The following is a 17,185-nucleotide window of genomic DNA, read 5'->3' as shown; positions in this document are numbered from 1 at the left end:
GGCCTTGGCCCAGACCGGGTCGGCAGCAATTTGCCCGCCCAGCCAGATCGAGCCCAGCAGCAACAGCACGCCGATGATCGAGATTTCACCGATGCGGCCCGGGCGGATGTAGCGCATGTAGATGCCCATGAACATCGCGATCGGGATGGTCGCCATCACCGTGAAGATCCCCCACGGGCTCTCGGCCAGGGCCTTGACCACGATCAGCGCCAGCACCGCGAGGATGATGATCATGATCAGGAAGCAGCCGAACAGCGCGATGGTGCCAGGGATGCGACCCATTTCCTCACGGACCATGTCACCCAGGGAACGCCCGTTGCGGCGGGTGGACAGGAACAGGACCATGAAGTCCTGCACCGCACCGGCCAGCACCACGCCGGCGATCAGCCAGAGCGTGCCGGGCAAATAGCCCATCTGCGCCGCCAGCACCGGCCCGACCAGCGGCCCCGCGCCGGCAATGGCCGCGAAGTGGTGGCCGAACAGAATGTGTTTGTTGGTCGGGACATAGTCCAGGCCATCGTTGTTGAGCACAGCGGGGGTGGCCCGGCGCGCATCGAGTTGCATCACGTTGTTGGCGATGAAGAGGCTGTAGTAGCGGTAGGCGACCAGGTAGATGGCCACGGCTGCGACGACGATCCAGAGGGCATTGATGGGTTCGCCGCGGCGCAAGGCCACGACACTCAACGCACAGGCCCCCAGAACGGCGACGGCAAACCAGGCGAGGTGTTTAACCAGACGGGTTGTCATTGCGTGTCTCCTGCCGATATCCAGTGGATTGCGGCGATTGTTTTTATAGTGTGCCCCGGCTATTCGGAGCCAACCCAATATCCCTGCAATGGGTCAATAAATAAATCCGTAGTACTACGTAGAACCCCAATTCCCCCTGTGGGAGCAAGGCTTGCCCGCGATCAGAGTCAATACAGTCTTTCATACACCGCGGCGCCTGCATCGCGAGCAAGCTTTGCTCCCACAGGTCTTGCGCCACAGGTTTTATGCCTCATCCATGGGTTTGGCATATGATGCCGCCATTCGCCTCCCCGCCGAGTCCGGACAGGAGTACAGATGCTGCTCAAACACAAAATCGTCGCCCTCGGGATTTTGCCGCTGGTCCTGGCCATCGCGGTCATCTGTGCCCTGGTGATCTCGCTCAATCGCCAGTTGGGCGATCAACAGGCGCAGCTGATCGAAGACAGCATCCTGGCGAGCAAGCGCGCCGAGCTTAAGAACTATGTCGAGATGGCGCAGAGCCTGATCGCCCCGCTGTATGACAACGGCCGGGGAGACGAGCGCGCGCAACAGCAGGTCCTGGAAGAACTGCGCAAGCTCAGCTTCGGCATCAACGGTTACTTTTTCGTGTACGACCGCCAGGGCCGCAGCCTCATGCATGCCCGCCAGTCGGAATTGGTGGGGCAGTACCTCTGGGACATGAAGGACCCCCACGGCCTACCGGTCATCCAGGCACTGATCAAAAGCGCCGAATCAGGCGAAGGGTTCCAGCGCTACGCCTGGAACAAGCCCTCCTCCGGCCAGGTGACCGACAAGCTGGCCTATGTCGTGATGCTGGACAAATGGGGCTGGATGCTCGGCACCGGGATTTACCTGGAGGACGTTGAGCGCGCCACCCAGCAAGCCCGTGACGAAGTCGCCCATGGCATCCACACCACCATGCAAGCCATCGCCGCGATCGCGTTGGTGGCGGTCCTGCTGGTGTTCGCTGGCGGCATGACCCTCAACGTCAGCGAACATCGCCTGGCCGACAAAAAGCTGCAGCGCCTGAACCAGCGCATCGTCAGTTTGCAGGAAGAAGAACGCTCGCGGGTCTCTCGCGAGCTGCACGACGGCATCAGCCAGTTGCTGGTGTCGATAAAATTCCAGTTCGAACTGGCCAGCCATGTGTTGGAGAATGGCCAGGAAAACGGCCTGGGCATCCTGAAAAACGCGACCGACCGGCTGGGCGAAGCCATCGGCGAGATCCGTAGCATCTCCCACGACTTGCGCTCGTCCCTGCTCGACACCTTGGGCCTGCCCGCCGCCATCGGCCAGCTTGCCAGCGAATTCCAACAGCGCAGCGGGCTGGAAGTCTCCTATCGAAGCAACGAATTCGATTGCCGCCTGGAAAATGGTGCCCCTGTCTCGCTGTTCCGCATTGCCCAGGAAGCCCTGACCAATATCGAGCGCCATGCCGGGGCCAAAAGCGTCGGCATCACCCTGTTCGGCTCCAGCCAGTCCTTGCGCCTGACGGTGGTCGATGATGGGATGGGGTTCAACGTCCCACAAGTGGAACGCGGCCATGCCGGCATCGGCCTGCGTAACATCCGCGAGCGGGTCGAGCATTTCGGCGGACGCCTGGAAGTGACGTCGGTGCCGGGCCGCAGCGAACTGGACATCCTGCTGCCCATGAATCTCTCGGTCACGGAAAGCTGATGCACGCCCCTTCCAACAAGAGCACTTGCCGATGAACCTGCCTCCCGTGATTCGCGTCGCGCTGGTCGATGACCACTCTCTGGTCCGCGATGGCATCAGGGCCCTGCTGTCGGTGATGCCGCAACTGGATGTGGTGGGCGAAGCCGAGAACGGCGCGCAAGCGATCGAAATGGTCGGTCGCTGCCAACCGGACCTGCTGCTGATGGACATCGGCCTCAAGGACAAGAACGGGCTCGAGCTGACCCGGCTGCTGGGCAAGCAATACCCCAACCTCAAGATCCTCATCCTCAGCATGTACGACAATTATGAGTACGTGAACGAATCGGTGCGTTCCGGTGCCAGCGGCTACGTGCTCAAGAACGCGCCGTCGCGGGAAATCATCGCGGCCATCGAAGCCATCATCAGCGGCGGCACCTTCTACAGTGCCGAGATCGCCCAGCGACTCGCCACCGCCCCGCACACCGACAACGAGCTGACGCCACGGGAGAGCCAGGTGCTGGCGAAAATGGTCCAGGGCCTGAACAACAAGGAAATGGCCCGTGAACTGGACATCAGCGTACGCACCGTCGAAACCCATCGCCTGAGCATCCGCCGCAAGCTGAACATCGACAAGCCCGCGGCCCTGGTGAAATACGCGATCGACCACGGGATCATTTCGCGCTAGGCCCTTGCTACACTCCCCGGTCTTGTCCCCTTCCCTTGCGAGACGTCCAATCACTATGAAAACCATAACAAGCTCGATGACGCTCTGTGGCCTGTTGGCGCTCTCCGGCAGCGCCCTGGCCGAGCCGGCCCCCTCGCTGCTGGACCAGGTCCTGCAACGCGGTGAACTGAAGGTGTGCACCACCGGCGACTACAAGCCCTATACCTTTAAAACCCAAACCGGCGAATACGAAGGCATCGATATCGACATGGCACGCTCGCTGGCCGCCAGCCTGGGCGTCAAGGTGCAATGGGTGCAGACCACCTGGAAAACCCTGATGCCGGATATGGTTGCCGGTCAATGCGACATCGGCATGGGGGGGATTTCGGTGACGCTGGAGCGCCAGAAGAAAGCCTATTTCAGTACCACCCTGGACGTGGATGGCAAGATCCCGCTGGTGCGTTGCGAAGACCAGGAGCGCTACCAGACCATCGAGCAGATGAACCAGCCTTCGGTGCGTCTTGTCGAGCCGGCCGGCGGCACCAACGAAGCTTTCGTCCGGGCGTTCCTGCCCAACGGCCAACTCAGCTTCCACGACAACGTGACCATCTTCCAGCAACTGCTGGACAAGAAAGCCGACGTGATGATTACCGACGCGTCGGAAGCGCTCTACCAGCAAAAACTCAAGCCTGGCCTGTGCGCGGTCAACCCGACCCGCTACCTGCAATATGGCGAGAAGGCCTACCTGCTGCCTCGGGACGACACCACCTGGAAGATGTACGTCGATCAGTGGCTGCACCTGAGCAAGGCCAATGGCAGCTACCAGAAAGTGATTGGGCAATGGTTGGCGGTACCAGCGGCTCAATAACAGAGAGGCAAGAACCTGTGGGAGCGGGCTTGCTCGCGAAAGCGGTGGGCCAGCTTACAGTGATGCTGGATGTCCCTACGCATTCGCGAGCAAGCCCGCTCCCACAAGATTGTATCTGCCCAGGCCTGACGTTGGTGTCAGGCCCACTCATCTCACTGCGCCGCCCGCACCTTGGCGATCTCCTCGTACATCGTCTTCACCAGGTCGCCGTCCAGGGATTTGGCGAATTTGTCGATCACCGGCTTCACACGCTCGCGCAAGCGATCTTTCTCCTCTGGGGTGATTTCATTCACGGTCATCGCACCGGCCAAAGTCGCCTTGGCCTTGTCCATGCCCGCCGCCGTGACTTCGCGCTGGAATATTTGCGCCTCGGCCGCGGCCGCGCGAATCATTGCCTTTTCATCGTCGTTGAGGCGGTTCCAGGTTTTCTGGCTGATGATCAACGACTGCGGGTTGAAGATATGGCCCGTGACGGAGAGATACTTCTGCACCTCGTAGAACTTGTTGCCCTCGATCACCGTGAAGGGGTTTTCCTGGCCGTCGATGGTGTGCTGCTCAAGGCCGGTGTAGACCTCGGGGAACGACATCGGCACGGGGTTGGCGCCCAGGGCGGAGAAGGTTTCCAGGTAGATCGGCGACTGGATGACGCGGATCTTCAAGCCCTGCATGTCTTCAAGCTTGGTCACCGGGTGCTTGCTGTTGGTCAGGTTACGGAAACCCAGGTCCCAATAACCCAGCCCTACCAGCCCCTTGCTGTCCAATTGCGCCGCCAGTTTCTGCCCGACCGGCCCATCGATGACTGCATGGGCTTCCTCGACGTTGTTGAACAGGAACGGGAAATCGAGCATGGCATAATCCGGCGCCTGGGCGGCCAGGATGCCGGAGTTGAGCACGGTGATGTCCAGCGTGCCACCCTGCAACGCCGACACCGTTTGCACGTCGCCGCCTAGGGTACCGCCGGCGAACAGGCGGACCTTGATCTTGCCACCGCTCTTTTCGCTGAGCAGGTCGGCGAATTTCTGCGCGCCCTGCCCTTGTGGATGCTCCTTGACGTTCTGGAACGCGAATCGCAGGGTGCGCTCGCGAATTTCATCGGCGTGACTGACCACGCTACCCAGCAGCAGTCCCGTTGCGCACGCCCCGGCCATCAGGGTTTTCATCAGTTGTCCCATGTCACTCTCCGATCATTATTGTTTTAAGGTCGAGCTAGCCAGCACCGGTGTTATCCGGTGAAGAATTTCAACGGTCCCAGGACCAATTGCGGAAACAGGACCAACAAGAACAGCACCACAAACTGCGCAAACATGAACGGCCACACCCCGCGCACGATTTCCTCGAAGTCCAGCTTCGCCACCCCGCAGACCACGTTGAGCACCGTGCCCACGGGAGGCGTGATCAGGCCGATGGCCGTGTTGATCAGGAACAGCACGCCGAAGTACACCGGGTCGATCCCCGCCTGGATGACGGCCGGCATCAGCACCGGGGTGAGGATGAGGATGGTCGGGGTCATGTCCATCACCGTTCCCACCAGGATGATCAGCACCATCATCACCAGCAGCAGAAGGGTCTGGTTGTCCATGAAGGGCGCCAGCAGTTCCGCCAACTGGCCCGGCAGATCGGCGATGGTCACCAGCCACGATGAAACCATGGCCGCCGCCACCAGCAGCATCACCACCGAGGTGGTCTTGGCCGAGGACAGAATCACTTCGTACAACTGGCTGACTTTCATTTCCCGGTAGATCACCAGGGACACGAACAGCGAATAGACCGCCGCGACCACGGCAGCTTCCGTGGGGGTGAAGATGCCGAACTTGAGGCCCAGGATGATGATCAAGGGCAGGCCCATCGCCCAACTACCGTCGAGCAACGTGCGCAGCACTTCGGCACGAGAACGCTTGGGCGGCGTCTCGACGTTCTCGCTGCGGGAGATGTACCACCAGGCAACGGCCAGCGAAGCCCCCAGCATCAGACCCGGCACGATACCGGCCAGGAACAGCTTGGAAATCGACACCCCGGACGCCACGCCAAAGACGATGAAACCAATGCTCGGCGGAATGACCGGTGCGATGATGCTACCGGCGGCGATCAGACCGGCCGAGCGCCCTCGGTTGTGCCCGGCCAGCACCATCATCGGCACCAGCAACGCCGCCAGTGCCGCCGCATCGGCCACGGCCGAACCGGAGAGCGACGCCAGCAGGCAGGACGCGATGATCGCCACATAACCGAGGCCACCACGCTTGTGCCCCACCAGCGCCATGGCGATGTTGACGATGCGTTTGGACAGGCCACCGACGTTCATGATTTCGCCGGCCAGCATGAAGAACGGCACAGCCATCAGTGGGAAGCTGTCCGCGCCGTTGAGCAGGTTCTGGGCAATGATTTGCGCGTCGAACAGATCCAGGTAGAACATCAACGCCACGCTGACCACCAGCAAGGCAAACGCGATGGGCATACCCAGCGCCATGCTGCCCATCAGGGAACCGAGGAAAATAACCAGCGTCATGGGCGGGTACTCTTGATGGGGTCAGGGGTGACGGGGTTATGTGTGATTACCTCGGCGTCGTTGGCCTTGACCATCACCAGCTCGTTATCCCCGAGCTTGCCAAACAGCGCCAGGTAGAGCTCGTAGAACAGGATCGCTGCGGCACTGGCGCCAAACACCAGGCCAGCACCATAGAACAGCGCCATGGACAATCCTGAGGCAGGGGCGACGACATTCAGGTTGATCGCGGCCTGCTGCCAACTGCCACTGAAGATCAGCCAGCAGATGTACAGCATCAGCAGATGGCTGATGACCAGGCAGATACGCTTGCCGGCCGGCGGCAAGCGCTTGACCAGGCTGTCCATGCCCAGGTGAGCACGGTCCTTGAGCGCCACCAGGGCACCGAGAAAAATCATCCAGACGAAGAACCAGCGCGACAACTCCTCCGACACACTGATGCCAGAGTTGAAGGCATAGCGCAGCACCACATTGCCGAACACCAGCACGATCATCGCGACCATGCACAACACAATCAGCAGCTTGAGCAGCTTGAAATACAGATCGACGACTTTTGTCATTTTGAAGAACTCCGAGGCTTGTCGAGCGCCGACATCCCGCTGGCGCGATAAGACCGCAAACAGCGTAGCCGCTATCGAATCGAACCTGAGAGGCTGGAAGATGCTCCAGGGCTGGAACAACGGATCAAGGGGAAATGGGGTGCTCGCAAACGCAAAGGCATGAGTATTCCTCTATTTTTATTATGGTCTTGGTCACGTTGGACAAGACTGATTGCCGATAAAATGTACCACCCGGTTAGTTTGGTCAATAAGCCAGGCAGGTGTGCAACACAAAGCGTGCGATTATCGGTCGGACCGGGCGAACGAGTTGCTGCCATTTGGATTCGAATGGGCGACTCCAGGCAACCTGTCTTATTCATAAGTAACGACTCTGCCGAGTGGGCCCTGGCGACAGAAACATCCCTCCAATTTATTAATATAAAAACTCGAATTAAATTGAACTTTCATTAAAACGCAAACTTCGCACACAACTAACCAACCCTCTAATCGAGTAGCCTCCCGACGATTTACAGGCGCCATTTCGATGACACATCGCATGATCAGCAAGCAAGTATTCGGCGCCAAAAAAACCACAGCGCCGCTCACCCTAACACCTGGCGCGCATATATCCACCATCTAACAACATAGAAAATCCTTTAAAATCAATAGGTAATATTCCATACAGCGACAACAAGAAAACACTCAACCCCCACTTCAAAACACTCCTCTAGAAAATTATTAAAGGAACTTCGCACATTAAACCTTTGCACTCATGATCTTTAATGCTATTAATCTGCCGCCCCGATTTTGAAGATGCTACCGCGTCACTTCCTGTGTACGTCAAACCGCTGTCTGACAACGGGCTACTACTTAAAACTTAAATTGCTTATTTACTCGAACGCCTCATCGCGTCCGGGTGGGCTGTTGTGCGGCGCAGCACACTGCGCAAGGAAGGGCGTCATGGCAACTAACCATCCACGAATCAAGATTCTCTCGATCTTCGGTACCCGTCCGGAAGCCATCAAGATGGCGCCCCTGGTCAAGGCCCTCGCCGCCGAACCGGGCATTGAGTCGCTGATCTGCGTCACCGGCCAGCATCAGAGCATGCTCAAGCAAGTCCTGGATCTGTTCGATCTCAAGGCCGATTTCACCCTCGACGTGATGACGCCGCACCAGACACTCAACTCCCTGACTGCCGCGTTGTACGCAGCCATCGACCCGGTGCTGGAACAGACCCGGCCGGATCGGGTGCTGGTCCATGGCGATACCACTTCGGCCATGGTCGCGTCGATGGCCGCCTTCCATCGACGCATCCCCGTCGGCCATGTGGAAGCCGGCCTGCGCACCGGTGACATCTACAGCCCTTGGCCGGAAGAAATGAACCGCCGGTGCATCGACCTCAGCGCCGACCTGCTGTTTGCCCCCACCGGACAATCGCGCGACAAGTTGCTGGGCGAACGCTTGCAAGGCCGTTGCCTGGTGACCGGCAACACCGTGATCGACGCACTGCAACTCACGGCCCGGCGCATCAATGACGATGCCCGGTTGCGTGGCGAACTGGACCAACAGTTCCCGTTCCTGCAAACCGGACGCAAGCTGCTGCTGGTGACCGGCCACCGCCGGGAGAACTTCGGCGAAGGCTTCCTGGACATCTGCAAGGCCTTGCGTCACCTGGCCCAGCGGCCGGATATCCAGATCGTCTACCCGGTGCATCTCAATCCCAACGTCCTGGGCCCGGTGACCGAACAATTGGGCGAGTTGCTCAATGTGCATTTGATCAAGCCGCTGGACTACCTGGCGTTCGTGCGCCTGATGCAACACGCCCATGTCATCCTCACCGACTCCGGTGGTGTGCAGGAAGAAGCGCCGTCCCTGGGCAAACCGGTACTGGTGATGCGCGATGTCACTGAACGCCCTGAAGCGGTGGCGGCGGGCACGGTGCGCCTGGTTGGCACCTTGCCAGCATCGATCATCGCTGGCGTGGATGCGCTGTTCGACGATGACACGTTATGGCGCCGCGCCTCGCAGGCGGCCAACCCCTATGGCGACGGCAAGGCCAGCCAACGCATCGTCGATACCCTGATGGGGCGTCCCGTCGACGACTTCGTCGTAGCCCCGCTGCCTGCACGGCAGCAACCGGTCGCTCCGTCCCTGTCCGAGCCGCGCGAGTTGCTCGCCGATTTCAACTGACCACTGTCATTCCCCTTATCAGATCGAGACTTGCCTGAATGAAGCCTTCCGTTGCCCTCCCTACAGGTGCGCTCAGCGCCCTTGCCTGCGGCTTGAGCCTGCTCGCGCTCATGCCGACCTTTGCCCTGGCCGCGGACAGCCCGCTGACCCAGGCCATTCATCGACTCAACGCCGATACCCGCCAGACGCGTGAGGTGCGCTTGAGCGACCTGGGCATCACGGCGCCGATCCTCTTGAGCGCCAGCGACGCCCGCCGCGAGCTCTACTTGCCGGTACCCGCCGGCGTTGCCCTCGAGAACGCGACGCTGCAACTGGACGCCAATTACCTCAATGGCGAAGGCGGTCGCAACACCCTGCTGCTGTCCCTCGATGGCTACCCGGTGCGCGCCGAAGGGCTCAGCGAGGCACAAGGCGATGCCAGCGCCACACTCGGCGTCGACAAGGCCGCGCGTGACAACGGCCTGGTACGCCTGGGCCTCGCCTGGTCCTCGGTGGTGTCTCGGCCATTGTGTGAAGACGATCGGGTCATCGGCAATGTGCTGCGCATCCAACCCGAGACGCGCCTGAGCTACAGCTACGACGCCAGCCAGTTGCGCGACGTCGGTGCGGCCTGGGCGGCCCTGCCCGGCGAGCCGGGCATTCTCGTCGCCCCCGGCTCGTTGTCCGCCGCCAGCTACGATTCGGCCTGGCGCCTGGGCGTGGCGCTGGAGCGCATCGGCAAACACAGCCGCATCCTGCCCTTCCCTGTCGTGCAGGACAGCGTGGACTTGAGCGGCCTGCGCATCCCTGCCGAGTTATTGAGCATTCCGGCCTTCGCCAGCCTCAACGGCAAAGGCCCGCACACCTTGGCCAACCCGGCCGAGATCGGCGCACTGCTGGTGTTGGGCCAGACCCCGAACGTACAGGCTGACCTGGCGATCAACGACCCGGAACTGCTCAAGGCCATCAACCAGTCCCTGGACGCCTTGCAAAGCCAGGTCCAAGGCCTCGACACGACAGCAGCCAGCGCACTGAGCCTATGGCGCAAACAGCACATCAACGCCGCACTGGCGAGCGCCGACACCGACAGCGTACGCCTGGCGCTGCTGGGCACTCGCCCGGTCCTGATGATCGCCCCACAATCCACCGGCAAAGCCTTGTCACTGCTCGGTACGGCCTGGAGCAAACTGGCGAAAAGTCGCCAATTGACCGTGAGCGAAGCGCAAACCCCGTTGAGCGAGGATGGTCGTTTGACCCTGTCGCGACTGGGCGGCGCCCCCGGCAACTTCGACGTGGCCTCGCGATTCGACTGGAGCACCTCGTTCCCCCTGGGCAGCGTGGCGTACGACGGTCGCCTGCCCGTCATGGCCGTGGTCGACGTTTCCGCAGCCCCGGGGGCTTCCCCTACAGCACCGGTGGCCTCGCTGTTTTTCAATGATTTCCTGATCGGCGCGCAGCAACTGACCGCCAACGGTGAGCCGCAGCGCATCCAGGCCCACATCCCGCGCTACGCCCTGGGCTCGAAAAACACCTTGCGCGTATCGTTCCAGCGCCAGCCGGTCAGCGACCGCTGCCTGGAAACGCCGCAAGCCTTCCCGGTGTCGGTCCTGCCGACCAGCCATATCGTCCTGGAAAAAACCTCGCTGGACGACGACTTCTCCGGCATGGCCGCACGCTTCGCCGCGGACACCCAGATCCTGGTGCCCCAGGCCTACCTCGACCAACCGGCCAGCAGCCTGGCGCGGGTCATTTCGGTGGCCGACACCGCCGGTGTATCGCCGCTGCGCGCGCAACTCAAGGTCAGCGCTGATGCGAACGCCGTCGTCAGCCCGGACAAAGCCTTCCTGGCCTTCGAGTTGCCGCTCAAGGACAGCCAGGAATCGGTCCAGGTCGATGAGCAAGGTCGCCTGCGCATCAACCACAAGGACCAGGTGCTGCTGGACGTGCAGCCCCTCAACCAATTGGCTTCGCTGCAAGTGGTGCAGAGCGCAGGCCAACATGGCCTGGTCTACCGGGCCCTGGGCAACCAGCCGCCAAGCCTGGCCAAGCCGATTGTGCTGACCCGTGGCGACGTGGCGATTCTGGGCAACAACGGCGCCGTGGCGATCTTCGATACCCAAGACCCAAGCGGTAGCCTGCTGATCGACCGCGAAGAACCCAAGGGCCTGGACGCCTGGCGTAAACCTTCGCTGCTCTGGCTGATTCCGGGCGCCATTGCCCTGTTCCTCCTCTTGTTGCTGGCAGGCCGTAGCGCCCGCCGCAATCGCCAGTAACGGTACCCTTCGATGACGTCGCTTTATTGGCCCTATTGGCTGGCCCATTACTACAACTACCTGGAGATCGCGACCATCGTGGTCGCGGTGCTGATCCTGATCTCCAGCCTGGACGATCTGATCATTGACCTGTGGTACTGGTCTCGTCGCCTGTACCGCAAGTTCACCGTGGACCGCCGCTACCGGCCGCTGACCGTCGAGCAATTGTTGGCCCGGGACGAACAGCCCCTGGCGATCATGGTGCCGGCCTGGCTGGAATACGACGTCATCGCACCGATGATCGAGAACATGGTGTCGACACTCGACTACCAGAACTACGTGGTCTTCGTCGGTACATACATCAACGACCAGCGCACCATCGACGAAGTCGAACGGATGCGCAGGCGTTACAAACAACTGCACCGCGTGGAAGTGCCCCATGCCGGGCCGACCTGCAAGGCCGACTGCCTGAACTGGGTGATCCAGGCGATTTTCCTGCATGAAAAAACCCATGGCATGACCTTCGCTGGCGTCGTCCTGCACGACAGCGAGGACGTGCTGCACCCGCTGGAACTGCGTCTGTTCAACTACCTGTTGCCGCGCAAGGACATGATCCAATTGCCGGTGGTGTCGCTGGAGCGCAACTGGTACGAATGGGTGGCAGGCGTCTACATGGACGAGTTCGCCGAATGGCACGGCAAGGACCTGGTGGTGCGTGAAAGCATGACCGACACCGTGCCCTCGGCCGGCGTCGGCACCTGCTTTTCCCATCGCGCCCTGCGGGTGCTGGCCGGTGAAACCGAAAACCAGCCGTTCAACACCGACAGCCTCACCGAGGACTACGACGTTGGCGCGCGATTGGCCAAGGTTGGCATGAATGCGATCTTCGTACGTTTTCCGGTGCAGTTCCGGGTGCTGCGCAAATCCTGGTTCCGCAAACCTTACGAATCGACCCTGACGATGCCACTGTGCGTGCGCGAGTTTTTCCCGGACACGTTCCGCACCGCCTTCCGGCAGAAGGCCCGCTGGACCCTGGGCATCGGTTTGCAAGGCTGGGAGCAGATGGGCTGGAACGGCTCGCTGGCCAACCGATACTTGCTGTTTCGCGACCGCAAGGGCGTGGTGACGGCATTCGTGAGCATCATCGCCTACGTCATTCTGGTGCAACTGCTGGGCTTGATCATTCTGCGCCACAGCGGCTTGTGGGATGTCACCTTCCCCACGCCGTTTGAAACCAATGGCCTGGTCAAATACCTGCTGTTGGCCAACGGCGTCGCCTTGGTCTGGCGCATCCTGCACCGCTATTACTTCACCGCAGTGCTGTACGGTTGGCAGCATGGCTTGCTGTCCATGCCCCGCATGCTGGTGGGCAACTTCGTCAACTTCATGGCCGCCTCCCGGGCCTGGCGCATGTTCCTGGTGGGCAAGGTCATGAATCGCAAGCTGGTCTGGGACAAGACCATGCACGATTTCCCTTCCACCGACCTGGTCGCCATCGCGCCACGCCGCCTGGGCAGCGTGTTGCTGTCCTGGCAGGCCATCACCGACACGGCCCTGCAAAGCGCGCTCGACGAACAAAAGTCGCGCAACGTGCCTTTGGGGCGAATTCTGCTCAATAACGGCTGGCTGGACGATGAAACCCTGGCCGAAGCCATCGCGTTCCAGAATGACCTGCCCCGGGTCTTTGATGTCGCCGAGAAAGCCGCTGCCTCGACGTCCTCGTTGAGCCCCGAATTTGCCTTGCGCTGGCGGGTCGTGCCCCTGGGACGCAATAGCGAAGGCTGCGAACAGATCGCCGTCGCCAACCCCTTGCCCGACGAAGGCCTGCGACAGGTCAGCGCCGAGCTGGGCAGCGAGCCGGTGCAATTGATCGCCCGGGAAAGCGAAATTCTCGCGCTGTTGCGCAAGCTGCCTGCGCGCAATGGTCATGCCGTGCCCAATGCCCGGGCGCCGCTGCTGGGCGACCTGCTGATCGAAATGGGCCAGCTCGATCGCGACGAGTTCAGTCGCGTCATGCTCCAGTACCGGCCGCAACACCACGGCCGTATCGGCGATTACCTGGTCGACAGCGGTGTGCTGCCACGCGCGACGATCGAACAGGCCGTGGCCCGTCAGCACAATCTCTACCCAACGGAGCTCCCGGCATGAACCGCCGCTTCCTGACCCTTTTGGCCACGGGGCTGAGCCTGATACCCGCGTTTGCACTTGCCGAAGCGTTGCCGCTGCCACTGTCCGGTCCGGCCTATACCGCTGCCAACGAGGCCTACAGCGCCTACGAACGCAAGGATTACGACCAGGCCATCGCCAAGGCGCGCGAAGCCCTGCGCCTGCGAGCCGATGTGACACGCCTGAACACCTTGATTGAATTGGCCGAACGGGACAAGAAACTGCGCGACCACCCCCGGTCCCTGGCCGCGTCTCGTCCCGCTGGCGCAGCACCGGGTTTCGTCGCCGCGTCCCAAGGGTTCAAGGCCTATGGCCGCGAACAATTCGGCCTGGCTGCGCAATCGGCCCGCAAGGCCGTGACCCAGGCACCCCGACGCCGTGAATATCGCCTGTTGCTGATCGATTCCTTGCAGCGCCAGCAACACTTGGAAGAAGCCGACCAGGCCACCACCGATGCCCTTCGCGTCTTTGCCAACGACAACACGTTGCTGATGCGCCGCACAGCCATTCGCCGTCAACTCGCCGTACCGCTGGCAATCCAGGGCTATCGCGCGCTGGAGCAAGGCAACGTAGCCCTGGCCGTGGATCAGGCGCGCAAAGCCGTGGCCTGGGCCCCGGAAATCACCGCCAACCAGCAGTTGCTCATCAGTGCCCTGCTGGCGGCGAAGGCTGACGTGGGTGCCGAACAGGCCGCTTCTGCCGCGCTGACACTGGACGATCGCCAAGCCGCGCCGTGGATCCTGCGCAGCTATGCCCGTAACCGCCAGGGCAAGACGCAGGCGGCCCAGGACGATCTTCACTACGCCCAGAGCCTTGCGGGCCTGTCGGCAGGGGAAGCCCGTGACATCCGCTCCGCCCAGGCCCAGTCCTCGCCACCCGTGCTGCTGTGCCAGGAAAGCACCTACGGTCTGACCTGCTCCATCTCGCCGGCTAACAGCGGCGAGCAGGCTCCGGTGAGTGATCTGCAGTTAGCTTATGATTGGGTTCGGGCCGGCGACGACGAAGCAGCCCATACCGCGTTCCGCAAGGCGGACGCCACCGCGCGACTGGCACCGGCACCCGCCCAGGACGCTGCCTACAACGCCATGCGAGTCCATGAAGACGACGAAGCCGTGGCCTACTTCAAGCGTGTCATCGATGGGCAAGAAACCGCTGAGACTCCGCTGTCTGCACAACAGCTGTTCGATACCCGTCGTACCGTGGGCGATGTTTCGCGCACTATCGGCCTGACCAGCACCACCAGCTATCGCGGCAACAGTTCCAGTGGCCTGAGCGCCGCCCCGGGCACCAGCAGCAGCGGCAGCGAAAGCAATGACCTGCTGCAAAACAGCACCGAACTGTCGTGGCGTCCGCTGGGCTATCGCAATGGTCGCTTTGTCGAACTCTACGGACGCATCACCGACACCCTGTGGAGCAAGAACAGCGATTCGGACACTGGCGCGGATGCCTTGCAAGGCGCCCTCGGCGTGCGGGTCAAGCCCTTCAGTTCGGTCAACATCATGGCCGCCCTTGAACGGACCTTCCCGCTGGGTTCTTCCAATGTCGACGGCGACTGGCTGGTGCGACTGGGCTACGGTTCGAGCATCGGCACCGATCTGCGGGTCGATGTGCCGAGCTGGTGGACTTCGCAGCTGTACGCCGAGGTCGGCCACTACATCAACGACTCGCGAGACTACTTCAACAGCGAATGGCAAGTGGGCCGCAGCTATGCCATCGGCGGGACCGGCTCGCGCTGGGTGGCCTTCCCCCATGTCGTCGCGGCGATCGACTACGATTCCAAGATGAAGAGCGAAGGCGGCAATGACTTTTCTTCCGGCGACGCCGGGGGGATCGGGATAGGAAACAACGTACGCTATTGGTTCCGGGAAGACGCCTACAACGCGCCACGCTCCTATGTGGACCTGTCCCTGCAATACCGGGCCAGGGTGTTTGGCGAGGATCGCGCCAAAGGCGCGTTCGCGCGCCTGACCTACTCCTACTGAGGACGTTGGTGGGACATTCGGTTCGTCGGTACGAAAAACGGCTCGCCTTGCCGAGCCGCGACTACACTGCATCCAGAAGGGACTTGTTTGAATAGCTTCGCAAAGTTCATCAATCGCAAGACCATCGCGGCGCTGTTTGTGGCCGCGCTCCTCAGCGCAGGTACAGGGACGTACTACATAATGACCACCACGACACCAAACATCGTCGGCATCGCCTGGCAGCCGGACAACCAGACCGTCGGCATCAGCGGCAATTGGGAACAACTGGGGGTGCACGAGCTGCTCGTGCAATGGACAGTGGTGGACGACCAGGCCTTCGTGCCCGGCACCGGCCTGCCCAGCGTCCCCGTGCTGCCGGACTGGGCGCGCATCGCCCAGGCGCCCTGGGCCCAAGATGTCATCCTCGGGCTGGCCGGTTATTTCAGCGAGAACCGCTCACGGGAAAATATCGAGCAACTGGCGGCGCTGTCAGAGCGCATTGCCGGGTTGCCGACGCCCTTGCATGTCACCGGTTGGTATTTTCCGGCTGAGGTCGACCCCAGCTGGTCGGGCGCCACGGAACTGCCGGCCTTGCTGGCCAAGCTGCCACGCCCGCTGTGGATCAGCGTCTACGACGGCGCCAACATCGGCCCCGCCGCTACCGCAGACTGGCTCAAGCAATGGTTGCCGAACGACATCGGCGTGTTTTTCCAGGACGGCGTTGGCGTCTATGCCCGCACCGCCCCGGTTGCCCGCAACTACGCCGACGCCCTGCGTGATCGGCTTGGCCAGGATCGCGTGCGGATCATCGTCGAAGCCTTTCGCCCCAAATACGGCGGTGGCTTCCGCTCCGCCACGGTCGATGAGCTCAAGCCACAACTGGCGGCCTATGCAGGCTATCCGCTCTACCTGTTCGACGGCCCGCACTACATGCCGCCAACCTTGGTGGACCAGTTGAAACAAGCCCTGGCCCAGCCTTGACCGGGCCTTAAAGCCATCCGCTTGCCCTCGCTTACTGAGTTTGTATCGGTCTGTATCTGAAATGCGGGCTGATACGAAACATTGAATTTCGCCCCTCCTGGCACACATCGTCGATACATCCGCGCGTTTAACTGTGATCACCGGACAGCAACACATTCGCTGCCACGGACCCACTCAATCAAGCGCAAGGAGAATCACCATGTTCAATTTCTCGAAAGTATCGTCCCTGGCTATCGCCCTGACACTGGTTGGCGGTGTCGGCCTGGCCAATGTCGCCTCGGCCACCGCAGCCAGTGCATCGATTCACAACCAGGTGCAGCAACTGGCTGAAGGCGGGGCTGATCGTTTGCTCGAGAATCGCGTGGCTGAAGGCGGCTCCGATCGCTTGCGCGAGAACCGTGTGGCCGAAGGTGGCTCAGATCGCTTGCTCGAGAATCGTGTGGCCGAAGGTGGCTCCGATCGCTTGCGCGAGAATCGTGTGGCCGAAGGTGGCTCAGATCGCTTGCAGGAGTTGCGTGAACGCAGCGCGGTGTGAAGTGATTTTGTGGCGAGGGCGCTTGCTCCCGCTGGGCTCTGTAGGAGCTGGCGAAGCCTGCGATCTTTTGATCTTGAGCTTTCGACTCGATGAGCAGTGGAAAGATCGCAGCCTCGCTTCGCTCGTCAGCTCCTACAGCGCATCCTC

At 61.5% G+C, this 17,185-nt stretch carries 13 protein-coding genes; 9 read left to right on the top strand and 4 right to left on the bottom strand.

The window, feature by feature from the left end; all coding sequences use genetic code 11:
* On the bottom strand, positions 1–747 hold a 747-nt coding region (locus AD662_RS14270), incomplete at its 3' end, for a carbon starvation CstA family protein (protein ID WP_282955933.1).
* Positions 748–1,062: 315 nt separating this feature from the next.
* On the opposite strand from AD662_RS14270, the gene AD662_RS14265 reads away from it, so the two are divergent.
* The 3 genes from AD662_RS14265 to AD662_RS14255 are packed head-to-tail and all read left to right on the top strand — an operon-like array spanning position 1,063 to position 3,935.
* The gene (locus tag AD662_RS14265; RefSeq protein ID WP_053188153.1) at positions 1,063–2,424 is read left to right on the top strand and encodes a cache domain-containing protein; all 1,362 of its coding nucleotides are present in this window, start codon (positions 1,063–1,065) and stop codon (positions 2,422–2,424) included.
* A 31-nt stretch (positions 2,425–2,455) separates the two neighbouring features.
* Positions 2,456–3,088 carry a response regulator gene (locus AD662_RS14260; RefSeq protein ID WP_053188150.1) on the top strand — a complete coding sequence of 211 codons (633 nt, stop codon included), beginning with the start codon at positions 2,456–2,458 and terminating at the stop codon, positions 3,086–3,088.
* Positions 3,089–3,143: 55 nt separating this feature from the next.
* Positions 3,144–3,935 (top strand): transporter substrate-binding domain-containing protein, encoded by a 792-nt coding sequence (locus AD662_RS14255; protein WP_033062917.1) that lies wholly within the window; start codon positions 3,144–3,146, stop codon positions 3,933–3,935.
* Between the two features lie 152 nt (positions 3,936–4,087).
* On the opposite strand, the gene AD662_RS14250 is transcribed toward AD662_RS14255, so the two are convergent.
* Genes AD662_RS14250 through AD662_RS14240 form a run of 3 tightly spaced genes read right to left on the bottom strand, consistent with a single transcriptional unit; the run spans position 4,088 to position 6,995 of the window.
* Positions 4,088–5,107 (bottom strand): TRAP transporter substrate-binding protein, encoded by a 1,020-nt coding sequence (locus AD662_RS14250; protein WP_053188148.1) that lies wholly within the window; start codon positions 5,105–5,107, stop codon positions 4,088–4,090.
* Positions 5,108–5,157: 50 nt separating this feature from the next.
* Entirely contained in the window at positions 5,158–6,438 is a 1,281-nt protein-coding gene (locus AD662_RS14245) for a TRAP transporter large permease subunit (protein WP_018613287.1), read from the bottom strand.
* Entirely contained in the window at positions 6,435–6,995 is a 561-nt protein-coding gene (locus tag AD662_RS14240) for a TRAP transporter small permease (RefSeq protein ID WP_018613289.1), read from the bottom strand. Before AD662_RS14240 ends, AD662_RS14245 begins: the two co-directional genes overlap by 4 nt.
* A 939-nt stretch (positions 6,996–7,934) precedes the next feature.
* On the opposite strand from AD662_RS14240, the gene wecB reads away from it, so the two are divergent.
* The 6 genes from wecB (at position 7,935) to AD662_RS14210 (ending at position 17,038) form a co-directional block, all read left to right on the top strand.
* On the top strand, positions 7,935–9,164 hold the full coding sequence (wecB, locus tag AD662_RS14235) for a non-hydrolyzing UDP-N-acetylglucosamine 2-epimerase (protein WP_018613291.1): 1,230 nt from the start codon (positions 7,935–7,937) through the stop codon (positions 9,162–9,164).
* Positions 9,165–9,202: 38 nt separating this feature from the next.
* Positions 9,203–11,416 carry a hypothetical protein gene (locus tag AD662_RS14230; RefSeq protein WP_053188145.1) on the top strand — a complete coding sequence of 738 codons (2,214 nt, stop codon included), beginning with the start codon at positions 9,203–9,205 and terminating at the stop codon, positions 11,414–11,416.
* 12 nt (positions 11,417–11,428) lie between these two features.
* A complete protein-coding gene (locus AD662_RS14225) occupies positions 11,429–13,543 on the top strand; it encodes a glycosyl transferase family protein (RefSeq protein ID WP_053188141.1) in 2,115 nt (704 codons plus the stop codon).
* Positions 13,540–15,543: an NfrA family protein gene (locus tag AD662_RS14220; protein ID WP_053188140.1), complete on the top strand. Its 2,004-nt coding sequence runs from the start codon at positions 13,540–13,542 to the stop codon at positions 15,541–15,543. The genes AD662_RS14225 and AD662_RS14220 overlap by 4 nt, the downstream gene beginning before the upstream one ends.
* Positions 15,544–15,723: 180 nt before the next feature.
* Positions 15,724–16,503, top strand: coding sequence for an alpha-amylase family protein (locus AD662_RS14215; protein ID WP_077506954.1), 780 nt, complete (start codon positions 15,724–15,726; stop codon positions 16,501–16,503).
* Positions 16,504–16,702: 199 nt separating this feature from the next.
* Positions 16,703–17,038, top strand: a complete 336-nt coding sequence (locus AD662_RS14210) for a hypothetical protein (protein ID WP_053188138.1) — start codon at positions 16,703–16,705, stop codon at positions 17,036–17,038.
* Positions 17,039–17,185: the final 147 nt, after the last annotated feature.

It is taken from the genome of Pseudomonas kilonensis (genome assembly GCF_001269885.1).
GTDB lineage: Bacteria > Pseudomonadota > Gammaproteobacteria > Pseudomonadales > Pseudomonadaceae > Aquipseudomonas > Aquipseudomonas kilonensis.
Note: the sequence above shows the minus strand (reverse complement) of the source record. Positions and strands in the feature narration are given on the sequence as shown.